The following is a 20,718-nucleotide window of genomic DNA, read 5'->3' on the forward strand; positions in this document are numbered from 1 at the left end:
GCAATGCGCCGGCGCAACGCCAGCAGAGCGGCGCGGGCAGCTTGAATCGGGTAAGTGGCAATGACGCGGCCGCGCAGTCCGGCCGCGCTTGCCGTTGCGACGGGGGGCATCAGGTGGACGTATCCGTAGTGGTTCCGAGCTATCGCCGGTGCGAGGATCTCGATCGTTGCCTGCGGGCACTGGCACGCCAGCGGCGGCGCGCAGACGAAGTGATCGTGGTGGCACGCGCCGACGACATCCCGACGCTGCGCCTGTTGTCCGGCTGGCTGGACCGGATGGCCTTGCACGGCCTGCGGGTGGCGACCGTTGCCGTACCCGGCCAGGTGGCTGCCAACAACCGTGGCCTCGACAGCGCGCGCGGCGACATCCTGTGCCTCACCGACGACGACGCCGCGCCGCGCGCCGACTGGATCGAGCGCATCGTGGCGCATTTTCGCATCGATTCGGGGCTGGCCGGCGTAGGCGGGCGCGACATCGTGCACGACGACGACGGCGGCGTGATCGCAGGCGCCGAGCGCGACGTGGGGCTGCTGAGGTGGTACGGCCGCATTGTCGGGAATCACCATATCGGCAGCGGCGAGCCGCGCACGGTGGACATCCTCAAGGGCGTCAACATGGCATGGCGCCGGAGCGCGGTCGCGGGGTTGCGCTTCGACTCCCGCCTGCGCGGCGCGGGCGCGCAGGTGCATAACGATCTTGCCTTCTGCCTTGCCGCGCGCCGGCGCGGCGCTCGCCTGCTGTATGACCCCGGCCTCTGCGTGGACCACTATCCCGCCCTGCGCGCCGACGCCGACCAGCGCGCCAGCTTCAATCCCGAGTCCTTCTATAACGCCAGCTACAACCTGCACCTGGCGCTCGGCGATCACCTGCGCGGCGTTCGCGGCGCACTGGCGCAGGCCTACCTGCTGCTGGCGGGATCGAGCAATTGCCCTGGCGCGCTGCGGGCGCTGCTGCTGGGCTTCGGGCCCGACGGCTCGGCACGCGCGTGGCAGAAGCTCCGCCTTGGCCTGCGCGCGGGGCATGCCGCCCGCACGGCTCGCATGGTGCGGTGCGGCGCCCACGCCTTTGAGGATACCGAACGTGCGGAAACAGACGGCCACGGCGCACCGAATCCGCTCTTATTGCATCACGACGCTACGCAGCAACCATCACAACAAGTTGCCGAAAAGGAGAAGCTGCCATGGTAACCAGAAGAATGCTCCCTATGCTATGGATCGTAGCCGCGCTGGGCGGTTGCTCCTGGGCGCCGGGCCCTGCGCTGGACGCCAGCCGGCTGCACGACGACATCGGCGCCAAGACCGGCACGGACGTCTATCCGGTGCAACTGATCACGGCCGACGTCGTCAAGAACCAGATCGACGCGGTCGCCGTGTCGAACAGCCAGGATTCTCCCGCCATGGGAGCGGACCTCGCCGCCAGCATTGCCAAGTATGAGTACCGCATCGGCCCGCAGGACCTGCTGGGGGTCACCGTGCTGTATAACCCGCAACTCAGCTCCAGCAACGGGAACATGCAGATGATGCCGGTAGGGGCCGGCGCGGACGTCTCGCAGCAGCAACTGCCGCTGGAGCAGAACGGATTCCGCGTGGCGCCCAATGGCGAGGTCTACTATCCGCCCGTGGGCATGCTGCGGGTGGCGGGCAAGACGGCCGAGCAGGTGCGCAGCATGATTGCCACCGCGCTGTCGAAAGAGATCCGGGATCCGCGGGTCGATGTGCGGGTGGTCTCATACCGCAACAGCAGGGTCGATGTGACCGGGCTGGTAAAGAATCCGGGATCGCTGCAGATCACCGATGTCCCGCTCTCCATGATCAATGCCATCGCCCGCACGGGCGGCACCTTGCCGGATGCCGATGTGCAGAAGGTCAGGCTGACGCGCGGCAACCAGGTATACGAACTGGATCTCGACACGCTGATCAGCCGCAGCAACGGCGCCAGCGATTTTCTCCTGCAGGGCGGCGACGTCGTCAACGTGCCGGACCGGCTCGCCAGCCGCATCTTCGTGCTGGGTGAAGTGGTCAAGCCGACCTCCCTGCTGATGAACAAGGGCCGCCTCTCGCTTGCCGACGCGCTCGCCGGTGTCAACAGCATCGACGTGCACGCGGCCGATCCGCGCCAGGTCTTCGTGATCCGCGGCATGCGCGATAACCCGACGCAGCCTTCCGTCTATCGCCTGGACATGACGCAGGTGGATGCCTTGCTGCTATCGACCCGGTTCCGGCTGGAGCCGCTTGACGTAGTGTATATCGGCACCTCCGATGCCGTGCGGTTCAACCGCGTGCTTGAGCAGATCACGCCAACCATCCAGACCGCGTTCTTCACTAGGCAACTGGGCCGTTGATACCGGTGACCACGGGCGGCGCCGCGGCATGGGCGCCGCCTCCTGAGCAGACGGAGTCATCATGAATACGCAATTCCAGCGGCCCTATGGCACGCCGCTCCCACTGGACGATGACGAGTTCATCCTGCGCGATCTCGTCCGCATGATGCGCGAGCAACTGGGCTGGGTGGTAGGCATTACGGTTGCCGTTGGCGCGGTGGCGGCCCTGTACGCCTACTCGTTGCCCGCCATCTATTCCGCGGACGCGCTGGTGCAGGTGCAGGCCAAGAACCCCGACACCATGCCGCTGGCGCGCGCCACCCAGATGATGGGCGCGGGCACGGGCACGATGGTGCCGACCGAGGCGGAGATCGAGATCATCCGCAGCCGCTCGGTGCTCGAGCCCGTGGTCAACGCGTTCCGGCTCAATATCTCGGTGACGCCGGTGGCGGTGCCGTTGCTGGGAGCGCTGACGGGGCGCTTCGCTACGCCGGGCGAGCCGTCGGAGCCGTGGTTCGGCTTGCCGCGCTACGCCTGGGGTGGCGAGCAGGTCGATGTCGAGTCGCTTACCGTGCCGGCCGGGCTGGAGGGCGTGCCGCTGCTGCTGCGTGCGCTGGAGGACGGGCGCTATGCGCTGTTCGGTCCGGGTGGCGCGCCGCTGGTGGAGGGCAAGGCAGGAGAACTGCTTGAGCAGAACGGGCTGTCGATCCGCATCGCCAGCCTGGTGGCGCGTCCCGGTACCGAGTTCACCGTGGTGCGCAGCAATCAGCTGTCAGCCATCGGCGGCCTGGGCAAGGCGCTGATGGTCGGCGAGCAGGGCAAGCAGACCGGCATCGTGCAACTGTCGATGGAGAGCAGCAATCCGGTCACGGCCATGAGCATCACCAACGCGGTGGTCCAGTCCTATGTGCGCCAGAACCTCGAGCGCCGCCAGGAAGAAACCGCGCGCACGCTGGACTTCCTCAACACCGAGGTGCCGCGCGTGCGTGCCGACCTGGAAAAGGCCGAGGATAAACTGGCCAGCCTGCAGCAACGCCAGGGTGCGGTGCGGCCCACCACCGAGGCGCAGTCCTACCTGCAGGGCGGCCTCGACCTGGAGCGGCAGATTGCCGCGCTACGGTTGCGGCGGACCCAGCTGTTGCAGAACTTCCTGCCGGGCAATGCCAGCATCCAGAACATCGACCAGCAGCTCGGCCTGCTGGAGGAACAGAAGCACAGCTTCGAGCGGCGCTTCCACGATATGCCGGCGTCGGAGAAGGCCGGCCTGCGCATGGAGCGCGACGTGAAGATCGCGCAGGAGATCTACATCTCGCTGCAGAACAAGTCGCAGGAGCTGATGATCAACCGCGCCGGGATGGTGGGCAACGTGCATGTGCTGGACGAGGCCATGCTGCCGTCGACGCCGGTCAAGCCCAAGCGCGGGCTGATCATCGTGGCCGGCGCGATCCTCGGCTTCCTGATCAGCATCATGGCGGTGTTCGCCCGCCGCGCCATCTTCGGCCGCATGCGCGAGCTGGAGGAGATCGAGCGCCGCGTCGCCCTGCCGATGTTCGGGAGCATCCCGTTCAGCCCGGCGCAAAGCCGGCTGGAGGATTACTCCAGGGTGATGCCGCATGAGATCGGCGAATTGCCGCCGCCGGTGGAACTGGCCGCAGGCGAGGCGCCCGGCCCTTCGGTACGGATCGACGAATGGCTGCCCGCCGCCACCCGGCCCGTGCTCGCCGAGAACCGGCCGCATGACGCTGCCATCGAGGCGCTGTGCGGGATCTGCACGCAGTTCCAGTTCGCCGTGGAGCAGATGCCGCACCGGGTGGTCGCCATGGTCGGGGCCACTGCTGGCGTGGGCAAGAGCTTCGTCACGTCCAATCTCGGCACGCTGCTGGCCAAGTCCGATCGCCGCGTACTGCTGATCGACGCCGACCTGCGCCGCCAGCGCCTGTCGGGCTACTTCAACCGCGCCAGCGGCATGGGGCTGTCGGAGCTGCTGGCCGGCCGTATCGACGTCAAGGAGGCGGTGGTGCCGACCGGCGTGCCGAACCTGTGGCTGGTGCCCGCCGGCAACTACAACGCCACGCCCGCCGAGCTGCTGATGAACCTGCGCCTGCGCCAGGCGATCGAGTCCTACGAGCGTGCCTACGACCTGATCATCATCGACACGCCGCCCGTGCTGGATTTCAACGACGCGTTGCCGGTGGCGGGGCTGGCCGGCGCCGCGGTGGTGGTGCTGAGAGCCGGCGCCCATACCGAGCAGCAGATCCTGGAAGCAGTCAAGAAGCTCCAGCGTGCGGGCGCCAATGTGGCGGGCGGCATTCTCAACACGGTGGATGAACGCGAGGCCAGGCCGCACCGCCGTGGCATCGACGAGCAATTGGCACGCGCCGCGGGAGGCGCACTGTGAGCATTGCACGCGCCGCGGTGCCGCGGCCTCTCCGCCCGGCCGGCGGTTCCCGTCGCGGGAGGGCCGGAGCATGAACGCCGCCGTGACCGCGGAACCCGGGCATGCCGGCACGGGCCGCCAGTTGCAGCCGGCGGCGCTGCCGGTGTGCTTCCTGGCCCTGATGCTGGGGCTCGCGCTGCTGGGCCAGGGCCGCGCCATCGATGTGCTCTTTCCGCTGGGCGCCGTTGGGATCGGCATCCACATCTATCGGCGCAATCCGGCGCATTACCTCTCCTACCTGCTGTGGCTGTTTTTCCTGACACCCGAGGTGCGCCGCATCGCAGACTTCATCAACGGCAGCTACAGTCCCTTCAGCCCGATACAAACGGCACCGCTGATCGTCGCCATGCTGAGCGGACTTACCCTTCTCACCCATGTCCGCGTGCTGGCCACCCGCCGCGCCTTTCCTACCGTGCTGATCCTGCTGGCGCTGTGCTACGGACTCGCGATCGGCATCATGCGCAACGGGCCGCTCTCCGCGCTCTACAGCTTCGTCGGATGGACGATGCCGATCCTGGTCGGCTTCCATGTCCTCGCCACCTGGCGGTCGTACCCGGGCTATGCCCGCTCGCTGGTGGTCACCTTCACCTGGGGTCTCATCGTCACGGGTGTCTATGCCTTCATCCAGTTCGCGCTGGTGCCACCCTGGGATGTTTTCTGGATGCTGCACGCCGGCATGGGCTCGCTCGGCGAGCCGATACCCTATGCCATCCGTGTCAGCAGTACGATGAACTCGGCGGGCCCGTTTGCCGTCATGCTGATGGGCGGGCTGCTGTTCATGCTGGCCGGGCGCGGCAAGCTGGTATGGCTGGCAGCGCTGATCGGCCTGGTGGCGCTGCTGCTGACGGTGGTGCGTTCCTGCTGGGGCGGACTGTTGGTCGGGGCTATCTATGCGCTGGCGTGTATCGAGCGCAAGCTGCGCATCCGGGTCCTGCTGGGCGCGCTGCTGGTGGCCGCGCTGGCGGTCCCGGTATTCGCGCTGCAGGAATTCTCCGGGACCGTGCTCACTTCCATGCAGAGCGTCGCCGATCTCCAGAACGATCACAGCTTCCAGACGCGCGCCGAGTTCTACGGCAACTTCCTCTCGGTTGCCCTGAACGATATCTCCGGACAGGGGTTTGGATCCGTCGGCCTGGCCACCAAGCTCGACTCGTCCACCAGCCAGCTCGGCCGCTACGGCGTGTTCGACAGCGGACTGATGGAAGTGCCTTTCGTGCTCGGCTGGCCGGGCACGCTGATGTACGCCACCGGCTTGCTCTGGCTGCTTGGGCGGGCCGTGCGCCGAGGCCTGACGCAGAAGTCCAACCGGGTGATCTCGGCAGGGGTCGGGGTGGCGATCGCGCTGCTGGCCATGATGGTCTTCGACAACTCGCTCAACGGCTTCGGCGGCTTGCTGTTCCAGCTCGGCGTGATGCTGCCCGTGATCGGGCACCGCTATGGGCGCATGGTCGCCACGCGGGGGGCATCGTGAGCACGTCCGCCATGCCACCGGGCGCGATCGGGCCGGGCTTGCGCATCGCCATCGTCACGCACGTGGTCGACCGCAACGATGGCCAGGGCCGCGTCAATCACGAGATCGTGGTGGCGGCGCTCGCCGCCGGCTGCGAGGTGACCCTGCTGGCCAGCCATGTGGCCGCGCAGTGGCGCGCGCATCCGCATGTGCGCTGGGTGCGCGTGAGTGCAGGCGGGTGGCCGACCGCCCTGCTGCGCTACCAGGTATTCGCGGCCAGGAGCGCCTGGTGGCTGATGGGACGGCGCCATTGCTTCGACATCTTGCATGTGAACGGATTCATCACGTGGGCGCGTGCCGACGTCAATACCGCGCACTTCGTGCACGGAGGATGGCTGCGTTCGCCGCACTATCCCTTCACGCTGCGCGGGGGGCCGTATAGCGGGTACCAGGTGCTGTACACCCGCATCAACGCCTGGCTGGAGGGACATGCCTTCCGCCGCGCGCGCGCGGTGGTCGCGGTGTCGCCGAGAATTGCCGGCGAGCTGGCGCAGATCGGTGTCGACGCCGGGCGTATCGAGACGATCGCCAATGGCGTGGACACGGCGGAGTTCCGCCCGGGCAACGGCGACCGGGCCGGCTTCGGGCTGCCGCCCGGTGTGCCTCTGCTGCTCTTTGCCGGCGACCTGCGCACGCCGCGCAAGAACCTGGACACCGTACTGGCGGCGCTGGCGCTGGGGCCGGACAACGTGGCGCTGGCGGTTGCAGGCCAGGCGCAAGGCAGCCCCTATCCACGGATGGCCGCCGAACTCGGCCTGGCGCGGCGCGTGCATTTTCTCGGGCACGTGTCGGCAATGCCGGCGCTGATGCGCTGCTGCGACGTGCTGGTCTTTCCGTCGCGCTACGAGCCCATGGGGCTGGTGGTGCTGGAAGCCATGGCCAGCGGACTGGCAGTGATCACCGCGCGTACCACGGGCGCGTCGGGCCTGGTGCCGGACGCCGCCGGCGTGGTGCTGGCGGACCCCGACGACGCCGCGGCCCTGGCGGGGGCGATCCGCGCGTGCACCGCCGAGCCGCAGCGTACACGGTGCATGGGCGCCGCAGCTCGGGCCGCCATGCTGCCACGGGGCTGGGCTGCGATGGGAGAGCAATACCTGGCGCTATACCGGCGCCTGTCGAGTACCGAGCAGGAAAACAGGCCACCGGACGCCCGCCATCGGATGGCGTCCGGCGGGGCCGCGGAGGCCACCAGGTAGTCAATCGCCCTACAGGGAAATACTCTTCATGACAGCCTCATTGTTGCGGGTGTTCGAGATCGGCATGCACTGGTTCCCCGAGCGTGCCGGCGGGCTCGATCGCGTGTTCCATACGCTCACCGGAGCGCTGCCAGGGGCCGGTGTCAATGTACGCGGGATGGTGGCGGGCTCCGGTGCCGCTGCCAGCGATACCGGCGGCGCCATCGCCTCGTTCTCGCGGCCGGGCGCCACCATGCCGCTGCGCCTGGTACGGGCGCGCAATACCATGCGCGAGATGCTGGCACGCGAGAAGCCCGACCTGATCGCCTCCCATTTTGCGCTGTACACCCTGCCGGGCCTCGACCTGATCCGCGGCTACCCCACGGTGATGCATTTCCATGGGCCATGGGCCGACGAGAACCACGCCGAAGGCGTGATGCGGGCCGCCAGCCATATCCAGTACCGGATGGAGCAAATCGTCTATAGCCGGTGCCACTTGCATATCGTGCTGTCGAACGCATTCGCGCGCGTGCTGGAGACGCGCTATCGCGTGGATCCCTCGCGCATCCGCATTGTCCCGGGTTGCGTCGACTATGCCCGCTTCGGCAGCGAGATGGACAGGCGCACCGCGCGCCAGGCATTGGGCCTGCCGACCGACCGTCCGCTGGTGACGTCGATACGGCGCCTGGTCAGGCGCATGGGCCTGGAGGACCTGATCGATGCCTGCGTCCTGCTGCGCAAGCGCATTCCGGATGTGATGCTGCTGATCGTTGGCCGCGGCCCGCTGGAAGCGGAGTTGCGCCGGCGTGTCGACGAGCTCGGGCTTGGCGATCACGTACGGCTGCTTGGCTCGCTGCCCGACGCGCATCTTCCGCTGGCCTACCGCGCGGCCGACCTGAGCGTGGTGCCTTCGCTGGAACTGGAAGGATTCGGGCTGACGACCCTCGAATCGCTCGCGGCGGGGACGCCGGTGCTGGTCACGCCGGTGGGTGGACTACCCGAGGCCGTAGGCGGGCTGTCGACCGAACTCGTCTTGTCCTCTTGCGGGCCCAAAGCCCTGGCGCAAGGGATTGCAGACGCGCTGACCGGCGTGATAGCCGTACCCACCGAGCTGGCGTGCCGGGTCTATGCGCGCACCGGCTTCGATATCCCTGTGATCGCCGGCATGGTGGCCGCGGTTTACCGCGAAGCCCTCGGCATGTTCTGAGGATGACACCGATCATGCCCACCATGCGCAGCGGTCGCTGCATTCCCTACCCGAAAGACATCCACCATCTCCAGCGGAAATACAGCAAAGGATGACCACCATGAAAGTCGCAATCGTGCATGACTGGCTGGTGACATGCGCAGGCGCCGAGCGAGTGCTGGAGCAGATTCTGCTCTGCTATCCGGAGGCCGACCTGTTCAGCCTGATCGACTTCGCCGAGGAGCGCGACTTCCTGCATGGCCATGCCGCCACCACGAGCTTTATCCAGCGGCTGCCGATGGCACGCACGCATTACAGGAACTACCTGCCCCTGATGCCGCTGGCGATCGAGCAACTCGACGTGTCGAGCTATGACATTGTCATCTCCAGCTCCCATGCGGTGGCCAAGGGGATCCTGACCGGGCCCGACCAGCTGCACATCAGCTATGTGCATACGCCGATCCGCTACGCGTGGGATCTCCAGCACCAGTACCTGCGCGAGAGCAACCTGCAATCGGGGGTACGCTCGGTGCTGGCGCGCGTGCTGTTGCACTATATCCGCACCTGGGATTCGCGCACCGCGGACGGCGTGGACTACTACATCGCCAACTCCAGGTTCGTGGCGCGCCGCATCCGCAAGGTCTATGGCCGCAGCGCGAGCGTGATTCATCCGCCCGTCGATATCGAGTCGTTCCGGCCGATGTTGCAGAAGGAGGATTTCTACCTGACGGTATCGCGCATGGTGCCGTACAAGCGCGTGCCGTTGATTGCCGAGGCTTTCGCGGCCATGCCGCAGCGCAGGCTGGTGATTATCGGGGATGGCCCCGAGATGGAGAGGGTGCGTGGCGTTGCCGGGGCAAATGTGCAGGTCCTTGGCCATCAGCCCTTTGCCTCGGTGGTCGCGCATATGCAGCGCGCGCGGGCCTTTGTCTTCGCCGCGGAAGAAGACTTCGGCATTTCGCTGGTGGAGGCGCAGGCCTGCGGCACGCCGGTCATTGCCTTTGGCCGCGGTGGCGCGCTGGAGACCGTGTGCGACGAGACGAGCCTGATGCCCACCGGCTTGTTCTTCTACCAGCAGTCGGTCCCGTCGATCGTGGCGGCGGTGGAGCGCTTCGAGCGCAATGCCGGGAATTTCACGGCGGCATACTGCCGCCTCAATGCCGAGCAGTATTCGGTCGAGCATTTCCGCGAAGCGCTGAGCGGCTTCGTTGCCAGTGCGCGCGAGCGCGATGCGGCGCGCCTGTCCGGCACCGTTGCGGCGACGCCCGTGCGCCGCCCGGCTGCCATGCCTGGCGATGCCATCGACGACGAACTCGACCGCCTCGCGGGGGGGCGCGATGGCTGACAGCGTCACGCGGCTGCTGCGGGCCGGCGCGTTGCTGCTCGGGGCCATGGCGCTGGCGAGCGGCGTCCTGTGCGGCGAGTTGGGCGGCGAGTTGGGCGGCGGGTTGAGCTACCGCACCTCGTGGCTGGGCAATACGTACGGCTTCGGCGATCGGCGCTGGACGCCGAACTCCGTGGAGGCGCTGGCGGTGACGCCGGACGGCATCCTGTTTACCAACGCGCTCTGGGACGAAGGCGGCGGCGAGATCACGATGATCCGCAACGGGGGCGTCGCCGGCGTGGCCGAGAGCACGCACGGTTGGGGCAACAATGGCGGCGACGCCATTGCCGTGGGCGACGGATACCTGTTCGCCGCCGCGCGTATCACCAATGTGGGCAATACGCAGGCGGGCAAGCCGGGCTACCCCGGCCGCGATCTCGCCTGGTACGGCGTGAGCCGCCGGCATCTTGCCAGGCCGGAGCTGGGTGCGCCGTTCGCGGGCGGCGTCGGCAACGTCGGCGGGCCAACGCGGAACAGCTTCCTGGTGCTCAATGCCGTGGAGCAAAGGCGCGACGGCAGTCCACGCGGGCTGGCCGTGCGCAACGGCGTGCTGTATGTCGCCAACACCTATCGCGATGCCATCGAACTCTATGACAGCCAGAGCATGCAGCGGCTCGCGCGCTGGCCCGCACCGCAGCCCGGCCGGATCGCGGTCGACGGCGACGGCAACGTGTGGGCGATCCTGAACTGCTGCGCGGCCAGGGGCCGTACCGTGGTGCGCTTCAACCGGCAGGGGCAGCGCGGCCTGGTGGCGCCCCTGCCGGAGGGCAGCCTGCCGGTCGATCTGGCGTTGACGCCGGACCAGCGGCTGATCGTGGCCGATAACGGGCCACGGCAGAACCTGATGTTGTTCGAGGTGCGCGGCGACACCGTGCGGCCGGCCGGCGAACTGGGCGAGCGTGGCGGCGCCTTTGCCGGCGGCGCCAGCGCGGGAGCGGTCCCGCCGGGCAGCACAGGGGTGCATCGGTTCCATGGCCTGAGCGCGCTCGCGGTGGATGGCCAGGGCAATATCTACGTGGCCATGAACGGCGTAGGCCCTCGTCCCTTGCACGCGGGCGCCGCCAATTTTGGCGTGGTGCTCGAAAGCTACGCCCCGGACGGGCAACGCCGCTGGAACCTGCAGGGCCTGCTCTTCCTCGACGCGGTGCACGCCGACCCTGCGCGGCCGGACGAAGTCTACGCGGGTACGCGGCGCTTCGGGCTCGATCTCGACAAGACGGTGCCGGGCAGCGAGTGGTCCTACGCCGCCATTACCGTGGACCCGTTTCGCTATCCGGAGGATGCGGCGTTTTCCGATGCCGCCGACGGGCGTGGCGTGCCGCTGATGCGGCGCATCCAGGGCCGGCTGTTCGGCTTTTTCACCGACCGCCATGCCAAGTACCTCAAGGTCTATCGCTTCGATCGGTCCCATGGCGAAGTCGCGGTGCCGGCCGGCTTTTTCTCGCTTCGCCATATCGATGGGGCGTGGCCGCCCCACCAGCCGCCGGCAGGGGAATGGATCTGGCGCGATGGCAACGGCGACGGACGCTTCCAGCCGGATGAGTTCGAGCGCAGCCCCAGCGGCGACGGCGCGCCCATGCAGGCCTGGTGGGTGGATAGCCGCGGGGATGTGTGGCTGGGCTCCTTTGCGCAGGGCATCCGCCGCTTCAGGCTGCAGGGGCTGGATCGCAACGGCAACCCGAAATACAGCTTCGAGCACGTTGAAAGGACCCGGATGCCGCCTCCCTTCACCCGCATCCAGCGCCTGCAGTATTTTCCCGAGTCCGACACCATGTACCTTTCCGGCGCCACCGCGCAAAAGCCTTACGAGGCCGCCAACTGGGACTCGACCGGGCGGGTGATCGCGCGCTACGACCACTGGAGCACCGGCGCACCGGTGCCGCGCTACGTGCTCGACGTCGACAGGCTGCCCGGTGCCATCAGCGAGAACGGGACCGAAGGGTTTGCCATCGCCGGCGATTATCTGTTCCTGGTGGAAGCGCGCAACGCGCATGTCCGGGTGATCGACAACCGTTCCTCGCGCCAGGTTGGCGTGATGACGCCCGGGCCGGAGGTGGGCTGCGAAAGCGGCTGGGTGGATATGCCGATGCCGATCACGGCGCTCAGGCGCGATGACGGCGAGTACCTGGTCTTCGTCGAGGAAGATGCCCACGGCAAGAATCTCATGTACCGGCTGCAGCCGCCGTCGGGTGTGGTGCAGCAGGCGCAGACGCAGGTACATCCGTCGTGCGCGGGCCGGAAAGTGGCGGGCTTGCGATGATCGATACCTCAATGCGGCGCAACCTGCTGATTAATTTCGCGGGACTGATATTGCCGACTTTCGTGTCGCTGGTGACCGTGCCGCTGTACATCAAGGCGCTCGGCCTCGACCGTTTTGGCGTGATCACGCTGGTGTGGGTGCTGGTGGGCTACTTCGCCGTCATGGACTTCGGCATCAGCCTGGCCAGCGAGAATCGCATCTCGCGCGCGCTCGCCGCGGGCGACGCGGACGAGGTCAGCCGGACGTTCTGGAGCGCATGCTGGTTCAATCTCGCCACCGGCTGTGCCGGTGGCGCCGCGCTGTGGGCTTCGGCCGGGGCCTATTTCAACTGGGGCACGCAGGTTCCGCCGGCTCTGCTGGGTGAAGTGGCGGCCGCGCTGCCATGGGTTGCGCTGTCGATCCCGGTTGGCAACCTGTCGCTGGTCTTCGCCGGATCGATCAGCGCAGCCGAGCGTTTCTCGGTGTTCAATACCAACCAGACCATCGGTACCGTGCTGTTCCAGGTGCTGCCGGTGGTGATGGCGTTCACTTTCGCCCCCACTTTGCAGGTGGCGATCATGGCGTCGGTGGCGGCGCGCATCGTGGCGTCGCTGATGCTCGGCGCGGCCACCTGGCGCGTATTGGGGCTGACGCGCATGGCCCCGCCGGAGCGCGCCTGCATGCGCGAACTGTTTGCCTACGGCCGCTGGCTCCAGCTCGCGGTGGTGGCCAATATGATCGGCGATTCGCTCGACCGGCTGGTGGTGGGCGCGATGCAGACGCCACGCTTCGTCACCTACTACGCCGTGCCGCAGAACCTGGTGAGCCGGCTCAACCTGCTGGCGGGCGCGCTATCGCGCACGCTGTTTCCGCGGCTGTCCGCGGCTCGCCCCGAGCAAGCCAGGGAAACCGCGTACCACTCGCTGATGTTCCTGAACAACCTGTTTACGCCGGTGGCGATCGGCGCGATGTTCACGCTCGGTCCCTTTCTTCATGTGTGGATCCGGCAGGAGCTGTCTCCCGCCGCGGCCGAAGTCGGGCGGATCATGATCGTCGCCGTGTGGCTGGCTGGCCAGACCACGGTCGCGCGCGTGCTGATGCTGGCGCAGAACCGGCAGGCAGCGGTTGCCCATGTGTCGATGCTGCAGTTGCCCGTGTTCGCGCTGCTGCTCTGGCTGCTGGTGTCGCGCTTCGGCATTCTCGGGGCGGGTACGGCGGTGCTGGCGCGCGGCACGATCGATTATGCCGCTTCTCTCGTCCTGTCCCGCATGCCGGTGCGTGCCGCGTTGCGGGAAATGCTGCCGCACCTGATGTTCATCATCGTCGCACTGGCGGTTTCCAGCGCGCAGGCGCCGTTGCTGATTGCGTGGACGCTCGGGGCGGGGCTGGTTGCGGCGAACCTGGCCTGGTCGCTGCACAGTTCGGCGAGCTTTCGCGATGCGGCCGCGGTAGTGTGGCAGCGCGTCGGGCTCGGGCGCGGCTAGCGCGGCTATAGATCGACCACAAGATTGGCAAGGAGGAAGCCATGAGAATCCTGCACCTGGCGAATCACGCGCGCGATACCGGCAACGGCATGGTCAATCTCATGGTCGATCTCGCTTGCGCGCAGGCCGCGTCCGGGCACGAGGTGACGATCGCAGCGGAAGCGTGCGGTTTCGAGGCCTTGCTGTGCAAGTACGGCGTGCGCTTCGCGGTGCTGCCGCAGCGGCGCCCCTGGGCGCTGCCGCGCGCGGTACGTGGGCTGCGCGCGCTGGTGCGCGAGTTTGCTCCCGACATCGTGCACACGCATATGGCCGCCGGCACGCTGGTCGCCTGCCTGGCGCGGCTCGGGCGCGCGCGTGCCGCGCGCTACCCGCTGGTGACGACGATGCACGGCGAATTCCAGCGCAGCAACCAACTGATGCGCATGGGCGACCGCGTGGTGGCGGTGAGCGGCGCCGTGGGGGGCAATCTGCGGCGCAGTGGCTTGCCGGCCGAGCGGGTTGCTGTGGTGCGCAACGCCACCCTTGGCTCGCCGCGGCAAGCGCAGCGGCCACCGGCGCCCGCCATCGAGCTGGCCTCGCCCAGCATCGTCACGGTGTCGGGCATGTATGGGCGCAAGGGCATCTTCGACCTGGTGGTGGCATTTGCCGACGTTCGCCGCGCCGTGCCCGGCGCACACCTCTACTGCGTGGGCGACGGGCCGGACCGGCTCGCATGCGCAGGGCTGGCCGCCACGCTCGGGGTAGCGGATGCGGTGCACTTTCCCGGCTTCGTGGCGGATCCCCGCCCGTATCTGCACGCCGCCGATATGTTTGTGCTGGCCTCGCACAGCGATGCCTTTCCCCTGGCGCTGAGCGAGGCGCGGGAAGCCGGCTGCGCGGTGATCGGTACGGCCGTCGGCGGTATTCCCGAGGTGCTCGAGTTCGGCGCAGCCGGCCAGTTGGTGCCGGTGTGCCAGCCGGAACTGCTGGCACAGGCCATGACAGGCCTGTTGAAGAATCCGGCGGCGCTTGCCGACTGGCGCAGGCGCGCCCGTGCCGGCATCGGCTGGCTTGAAGTGGCACGCATGAACCGGGACTATCTGGAGGTCTATCGCGAGTTGCTGCAGCCGTCGGCTGGCGCCACGCACGATGCCATGGCACGCCGGGCGGAAGTCGGCGCAAAGTAGGAAGCTCACATGAAAGCCCTGCGCGAATCCGGCTTGAGCGGCGAGGCGTCCCTGCCGGACGGTGGCGACCTCGGCCGCGACGCCGCCGGCCTGGGCGCGATGCGCCGCCCCCTGTTATTCGTCGATCAGAGCGGCGAACTCGGCGGCGCTGAGCTGAGCCTGCTCGATATCGCGCGGCATCGGCGGGGCGACGGCGAAGTGCTGCTGCTGTCGGACGGCCCCTTCCGCCGGCGCCTGGAAGCCGAAGGCGTGAAGGTGGCCGTGGAGGACGGCGGCGCGATCGGCGCCATCCGCACCCGTGGCCTGGGCGCGGGGGTGCTGCGCGCGCTGATGGCATTGCCGGGACTGGTGCGGCGCGTGGCCAGGCGTGCCAGGCAGGCGGACGTGGTCTACGCCAACACCCAGAAAGCGATGGCCGTGGCGGTGCTGGGCCGATGGCTGCACCGGCGTCCGGTGATCTGGCACCTGCGCGATATCGTCGACGCCGGGCATTTCGGCCGCGCCCAGCGCTTCGCCATTCGCTGCCTGTCGCGCGGCCTGGACCAGGTGATCGCCAACTCGCAGGCGAGCGCCGCCGCGTTCGATACGCTGACGGGCGGCCGCATACCCGTCGAGGTGATCCACAACGGCATCGATGCCGCGCCCTTCGAAGCCGCGCGCTCGCTCGACCGGCAGGCGCTGCGCGCGGCCAACGGCCTGCCGGCGGATACGCTGCTGGTTGGCCTCTTCGGCCGGCTGGCCCCGTGGAAGGGGCAGCATGTGCTGCTCGAGGCGGTATCGCGCGTGGCCGGCATGACCGCCGTGCTGGTGGGCGCGGCCCTGTTCGGCGAAGGCGCTTACGAGCAGGCGCTGCGCGAGCGCGCCGCCGAGCCAGACCTGTGCGGCCGCGTGCAGTTCCTTGGCTTCCGCGAGGACGTGGCGAACCTGATGCACTGCGTGGACGTGGTCGTGCATGCCTCGGTCTCGCCCGAGCCGTTCGGGCGTGTGGTGGTGGAAGGCATGCTGGCCCGCAAGCCGGTGGTGGCCACGGCGGCCGGGGGCGTGCCCGAGATCATCGAGCACGGCGTCACCGGCTGGCTGGTGCAGCCGGGAGACGCCGGCGCGCTGGCCGACGCACTGGCCCGCTTGTGCGATGACGAACAGCGCGACCTGCTGTCCGGCAACGCGCTGGACGCGGCGATCCTGCGCTTTGCTCCGCAAGCCATTCTCGCCGCCATCGATCGTGTGATCGCCGGCGTGATCCGGTCGCATCGGTTCGCCCGCGATTCGCCTGCTGCCTGACCGCTCCCCCGTGCCGAGGATAACGGTGACGGCATGCGCCTTACCGTCGGGTGGTTACGCAGAGAGAGGGTTCACGATGAACATCGATATGAAGATGGACCAGATCAACCGGGCGATCTGGTCCGCGCAGAAATGGCTGGGCTGGTTCGGGCAACTGGATGGCTGGACGGACAGGGGAGAAGCCGCGGCGGTCGCCTGGGTAAGCGATCAGGCAAGAGGCGCGCCAATCCTGGACATCGGGGTGGGGGGTGGCCGCACGGTTTCCATCATGCGGGCGATCAGCAGCAACTATATCGGCATCGACTACACGCCGGAGCTGCTGGAGGTCTGCCGTGCCCGCCACCCTGGCGTGTCATTCCGGCAGATGGATGCGCGCGATATGTCAGCCTTCGCGGACGGCAGTTTCGACCTGGTGATGTTCAGCTACAACGGCATCGATGCCGTCGACATGGAAGGGCGCCGGGCCATCCTGCGGGAGAGCGCGCGCATCTTGCGGCCGGGCGGACGCTTGCTCTTTTCCACCCACAACATGCTCGGCCCCGGCTATCGCGAAAGCGTCTGGAAGCATCTGCCCAAATGGAGCTGGAATCCGGCACGCTACGGGTGGCGCATTCTCAAGATGATGTATGCGCTGCCCGGAGCCAGCTGGAACTACCTGCGCAACGCGCGGTTCAACCAGGACTTCGATGGCTACGCGGTGCACGTCTGCGGCGCACACAACTTTGGCCTGGTGATCCTGTTCACCACGCTGGCGCATCAGCTGGGGGAACTGGCCAAAGCCGGGCTGGTCACGGAGCGCGTGCTAGGCAACGAGACCGGGCAGGCGGTGCGGCGCGGCGACGATACGCGCGAGATCAAGTGGTTTCACTTTATCGCGCGCAAACCGCTCGAGGCCTGATAGCCGCGGATATAGCCCCAGGCCAGCCGGGTCGTTCGCCAGAACGATCCGGCGCCGCGCAGCCCGTTCGCCCTGAGGTTGTGCAGCAGGTTGTGCGGCACCGCCAGCAGCAGGAACAGGGCTGCCTTGCCGGGGCGGCGCTGGCTCCAGCAATAGCGCTTGAAGGTGGTGTAGATGCGCGAGGCCTCGGTGAACGGCTGGTAGTAGTCGCGGTTGGCCAGCGACGGGAAGTGATGGTTGGCCGCGCTCGGCAGCCACGCGATGCGGCAGCCGCAGGCGAATACCGCGCGGCTGGCGAGATCGATCTCGTCGTAGCCGTAGACAAGCTGTTCGTCGAAGGCGATCCGGCGGAACAACCCACGGGGAAACACCGTGCTGTTGATCACGATCGAATACATGGGCTCGCCGTAGCCGTAGTTGAGTTCCTGATAGCCCAGGAAGGCGCCCTTGTGCGGCCGCACGCGTTCGCCGTGGCACAGTTCGGTGCCGGTCACGATCAGCTCGCCGGGGGTGCCGCCGGCTGCTACGTGGTTGACATAGTCGTCGGCAATCCGTTCGGACATCTGTTGCAGGAAGGTCGGCGCGAGCGTGGCGTCGTCGTCGATGAACAGGATATGCGAGCCGGTGGCGGCGGCCAGTGCGCGGTTGCGATTGGCCGACAGGCCCCTGCGCGGGCCTTCCAGGTAGGTTACCCAGGCGAATTCGGCGCGCATCATCTCCCGCGTGGCGTAGTCGGTGCTGTCGTCGGACACGATCACCTGGTGCAGGGCCAGGGTCGACGCCTGCGCAGAGGCCAGCGCACGGCGCAAATCCGCAGGCCGGTTGCGGGTGCAGATGCACAGGGAGAAGGTCGGGAGGAATGCGGTGGACATGGGGAGCCCCCTCGAGCGGCGCCGGTTAGGTTCGGTACTGGCCACGAAGGCACGATGCCGGGCGGGTCACATCGGCAGCTGGCCGGTGGATCGCGCGCCCGGCGCCTGCCACGGGTCAGGCTGCGATGCCGCTGCCGGCGTAGCTGGCTTCGCTGCGCCGCTTCACCACGGAAGCGGCGCGGGTGGCGGGCTCGTCTCCGCTCACCCAGTCCAGTGTGGCGCCGCGCTGGAGCGCGGCATAGACCGCCTCGCCCTTGTTGCGTACCTTGAGCCGCTGGTAGAGCGTGCAGGCATGGCTCTTGACGGTGGCGACCGAGATATTCAGCATGCGGCTGACCGTCTTGATGGGATGTCCGCGCGCCAGCAGCACCAGCACTTCGTACTGGCGCGGCGTGATCTTGAGCATCTCGGCTTCGTCGTAGCTGGGTTCCGCATCGCCGGAGCGGGACCCCTGCGATGGCGTGCTTGCCACCGTGCTGCGCACGGTGGCGCGCGGCGCGGCGGCGCAGGCGGCCAGCGCCTGCGGATCGGCCTGCACGGTAACGGTCAGCGGCAAGGGTGCCGCCGAAGCCAGCGAGGCCGTGGCGGGCAGGGCCGAGCGCGATGCCGCCGGCATCGCGCCGGCTTCTGTCGGAAGCATCAGGCCCTGGCCGCCGGAGATCGCCATCCGGATCGCGGCCTCGAGCACCGGCAGCGCGGCCGTCTTCGGCAGGCAGCCGCAGATATTGCGGGCGCTGTCGGCAGACGGCACGCACAGCGGCAGCGCGTCCGCCAGAACCAGGATGCGCCTGGGGGCGAGTTGTTCACGGACATGATCCAGTTGCCGCCACCCGGAGACCGTATCGGCAGGCATGCCGAATACCATCAGGTCCGCGTTGCGATGGCTACCATCCAGGTGGGCAATATCGAAGGGCGATAGGGTGACGACTTGCCCGGTACCATGGATGCTCTCGAGCATCTGAAGCAGCCCGAGACTGAGCAGCGGATGCTCCTCGATCAGCAATGCGTTCATGTTCGTGTGACTCCCCGTTGTTCGGGTCAGGGAGAGGGACGCTTTGCGTGACGGAATACCGGACTCCACGGCGCGTGCCAAAAGCACTTGCAGTGTGTGTGCTGTACCCCCGTGCTTCCATGCCGCAGCATAGCGTTCCGTTTTGCATGGAACTTGTCAGCGCGGCCGGAAGAGTGACCCGAACCCAACCCGAGAAATCTCGCCCCATAAATAGGCTTAAAATCATCTTATGGGCTGATAGAAGGGAATGCAAGCGTTCCTTTTTGCGCAAATTAAAGGATGAATGAGGGATTTTTTGCAATCCAGAAAGCCTTATGGAGATTGGCTTGGCGAAGTTATCGACGCGGCATTCAGGGCGCATAAAGCGCCGTTGCATGGTTGAAACAGCGCACTTCAATAATGTTTCATCGGTGTAACGGAAATGCCGGCCCGGAGATATTCATTCAACTCAAATTCACCCGATCGGGGGAGTGATATTATTTTGCGGGATGTATCTGATCCAGAATTGAAACGGCTCGCACGGGAGGGGTTTTTCCCGGCCCGCATTCGTCCCGGCCGGCCGCCGGCGGACGATCTAGTGCGAAAGGATGAGGTTCCGGTCCGCCCTCTGGATGAGCCGGCGTGGGCCCTGCCATCCTGCTACCGACCCGCGGCGCAGAGCGCCGAAGCCGGTGCCGCAAAGTATCCGCTGGCGGGACCTGGAATCCTGAATCACAACGTCGTTGAATAAGTCCGCCGGCAAGACGCGCGATCCGCCGTCACGCCTGCTCGCAGGGCTTCAGCCCTTGCTGCGCTATCGCTGATAGGCTCCAACGCCTGCCCGGCAGACTTGTTTCTGCAACGAATTTCAGACTCGGGACTCTAGCGTGCCCAGTAGCCGGGGCGAAGTACCCAGCCGCCGCGCGGGCCCGGCACCCAGCGCTCCGGCACGTAGCGATAGCCCGCCCGTGCACGCTGCCAGTAGCCGCCGCGCCAGTCATAGCGGCTGCCGCCGGCTACCCAGTGTCCCGGTACCCAGACCTGGCCGGGACGCGCCTGCGGACGCGGTTCGTAGCGCGGCGGCGGCGGAGCCGGGCGCATGACCGGGGGGCCACCGTGGTATCCCGGGGGATACGATTGAGCCCGGGCGGGTGAGATGAGGCCAAGCGCCGCGCCGGCGGCGAGTGTGGCGAGGGCGAGCAGCAATTGGCGTTTCATGATTCAACTCCAGGGATCCGAAAGAGGCGGGTGGTGCTTTGTGGCGTGCTTGTGTTCGTTGCGCGGGGGCTTTCAGGCCGGCGCAAGCTGTCCGGCCAGGGCACGGCCGTTCGATCAATAGCGGTCGTGGTAGCGGTACGGCGGCGGGCCACCGCGCGGGGGCACCACGATGCAGGCGGAAAGCAGGGCCGCTGCGGTGGACAGCAGGACAACCAGGGAAATGGCGCGTTTCATGTCGGGGACTCCGTGACGGGCTTCGTGTTGAACATGGCTTCACTGTAGCCACGAGGCCCGCGCCGGTGTGCCTGGACTTGTAAGGCGCTTTCACATTTGCGCAGGGCCCGGCGCTCCATGCGGCAGGCGTTGGCGGTTCCGTGGCCGAGGCCGCCAGGCCTTGCCGGCATTGGGCGCGCCGATATTGCGGCGGGGCGGGCCGCGGCGCGAAAAGCAAACGGGACGTCGCCGGTCCCGTAATGTGGCGTTACATCGGAAATAACTCCCGCAAAGTTTTACCGTTGTAGCGATGCGCGCGCATCCTTGCTGGCGTGCCAATCCCG

General features: G+C 67.5%; 14 protein-coding genes and 1 pseudogene. 12 read left to right on the plus strand and 3 right to left on the minus strand.

Features of this window, described 5'->3' with window-relative positions:
* The first annotated feature begins 113 nt into the window (after positions 1 to 113).
* From AC3FOF_RS17570 to AC3FOF_RS17625, 12 genes and pseudogenes are all read left to right on the plus strand, one after another.
* Positions 114 to 1,187: a glycosyltransferase family 2 protein gene (locus AC3FOF_RS17570; RefSeq protein ID WP_488727280.1), complete on the plus strand. Its 1,074-nt coding sequence runs from the start codon at positions 114 to 116 to the stop codon at positions 1,185 to 1,187.
* Between the two features lie 17 nt (positions 1,188 to 1,204).
* Positions 1,205 to 2,341 (plus strand): polysaccharide biosynthesis/export family protein, encoded by a 1,137-nt coding sequence (locus AC3FOF_RS17575; protein WP_276269178.1) that lies wholly within the window; start codon positions 1,205 to 1,207, stop codon positions 2,339 to 2,341.
* A 61-nt stretch (positions 2,342 to 2,402) separates the two neighbouring features.
* Positions 2,403 to 4,718, plus strand: a complete 2,316-nt coding sequence (locus AC3FOF_RS17580; protein ID WP_488727281.1) for a polysaccharide biosynthesis tyrosine autokinase — start codon at positions 2,403 to 2,405, stop codon at positions 4,716 to 4,718.
* 70 nt (positions 4,719 to 4,788) lie between these two features.
* On the plus strand, positions 4,789 to 6,228 hold the full coding sequence (locus tag AC3FOF_RS17585) for an O-antigen ligase family protein (protein WP_017230373.1): 1,440 nt from the start codon (positions 4,789 to 4,791) through the stop codon (positions 6,226 to 6,228).
* A gap of 38 nt (positions 6,229 to 6,266) precedes the next feature.
* Positions 6,267 to 7,463, plus strand: a complete 1,197-nt coding sequence (locus AC3FOF_RS17590) for a glycosyltransferase family 4 protein (protein ID WP_488727307.1) — start codon at positions 6,267 to 6,269, stop codon at positions 7,461 to 7,463.
* A gap of 28 nt (positions 7,464 to 7,491) precedes the next feature.
* On the plus strand, positions 7,492 to 8,649 hold the full coding sequence (locus tag AC3FOF_RS17595) for a glycosyltransferase family 4 protein (RefSeq protein ID WP_035807657.1): 1,158 nt from the start codon (positions 7,492 to 7,494) through the stop codon (positions 8,647 to 8,649).
* 91 nt (positions 8,650 to 8,740) lie between these two features.
* A pseudogene (locus tag AC3FOF_RS17600) lies at positions 8,741 to 9,904 on the plus strand (glycosyltransferase family 4 protein); the annotation flags it as partial.
* Between the two features lie 61 nt (positions 9,905 to 9,965).
* A complete protein-coding gene (locus AC3FOF_RS17605) occupies positions 9,966 to 12,272 on the plus strand; it encodes an NHL repeat-containing protein (protein WP_488727282.1) in 2,307 nt (768 codons plus the stop codon).
* A complete protein-coding gene (locus AC3FOF_RS17610; RefSeq protein WP_488727283.1) occupies positions 12,269 to 13,735 on the plus strand; it encodes an oligosaccharide flippase family protein in 1,467 nt (488 codons plus the stop codon). Before AC3FOF_RS17605 ends, AC3FOF_RS17610 begins: the two co-directional genes overlap by 4 nt.
* Before the next feature lie 41 nt (positions 13,736 to 13,776).
* The gene (locus tag AC3FOF_RS17615) at positions 13,777 to 14,901 is read left to right on the plus strand and encodes a glycosyltransferase (protein WP_488727284.1); all 1,125 of its coding nucleotides are present in this window, start codon (positions 13,777 to 13,779) and stop codon (positions 14,899 to 14,901) included.
* 9 nt (positions 14,902 to 14,910) lie between these two features.
* A complete protein-coding gene (locus AC3FOF_RS17620) occupies positions 14,911 to 16,182 on the plus strand; it encodes a glycosyltransferase family 4 protein (protein ID WP_488727285.1) in 1,272 nt (423 codons plus the stop codon).
* A 76-nt stretch (positions 16,183 to 16,258) separates the two neighbouring features.
* Positions 16,259 to 17,080, plus strand: a complete 822-nt coding sequence (locus AC3FOF_RS17625; RefSeq protein ID WP_017225455.1) for a class I SAM-dependent methyltransferase — start codon at positions 16,259 to 16,261, stop codon at positions 17,078 to 17,080.
* On the opposite strand, the gene AC3FOF_RS17630 is transcribed toward AC3FOF_RS17625, so the two are convergent.
* The 3 genes from AC3FOF_RS17630 to AC3FOF_RS17640 all read right to left on the minus strand — a co-directional run bounded on the left by AC3FOF_RS17630 (position 17,047) and on the right by AC3FOF_RS17640 (position 20,161).
* Positions 17,047 to 17,952 (minus strand): glycosyltransferase family 2 protein, encoded by a 906-nt coding sequence (locus tag AC3FOF_RS17630; RefSeq protein WP_488727286.1) that lies wholly within the window; start codon positions 17,950 to 17,952, stop codon positions 17,047 to 17,049. The genes AC3FOF_RS17625 and AC3FOF_RS17630 overlap by 34 nt on opposite strands.
* 115 nt (positions 17,953 to 18,067) lie before the next feature.
* On the minus strand, positions 18,068 to 18,964 hold the full coding sequence (locus tag AC3FOF_RS17635) for a response regulator transcription factor (protein WP_488727287.1): 897 nt from the start codon (positions 18,962 to 18,964) through the stop codon (positions 18,068 to 18,070).
* A gap of 861 nt (positions 18,965 to 19,825) precedes the next feature.
* On the minus strand, positions 19,826 to 20,161 hold the full coding sequence (locus tag AC3FOF_RS17640; RefSeq protein WP_488727288.1) for a hypothetical protein: 336 nt from the start codon (positions 20,159 to 20,161) through the stop codon (positions 19,826 to 19,828).
* Between the last annotated feature and the right edge of the window lie 557 nt (positions 20,162 to 20,718).

The organism is Cupriavidus sp. 96C5-1, from assembly GCF_057798855.1.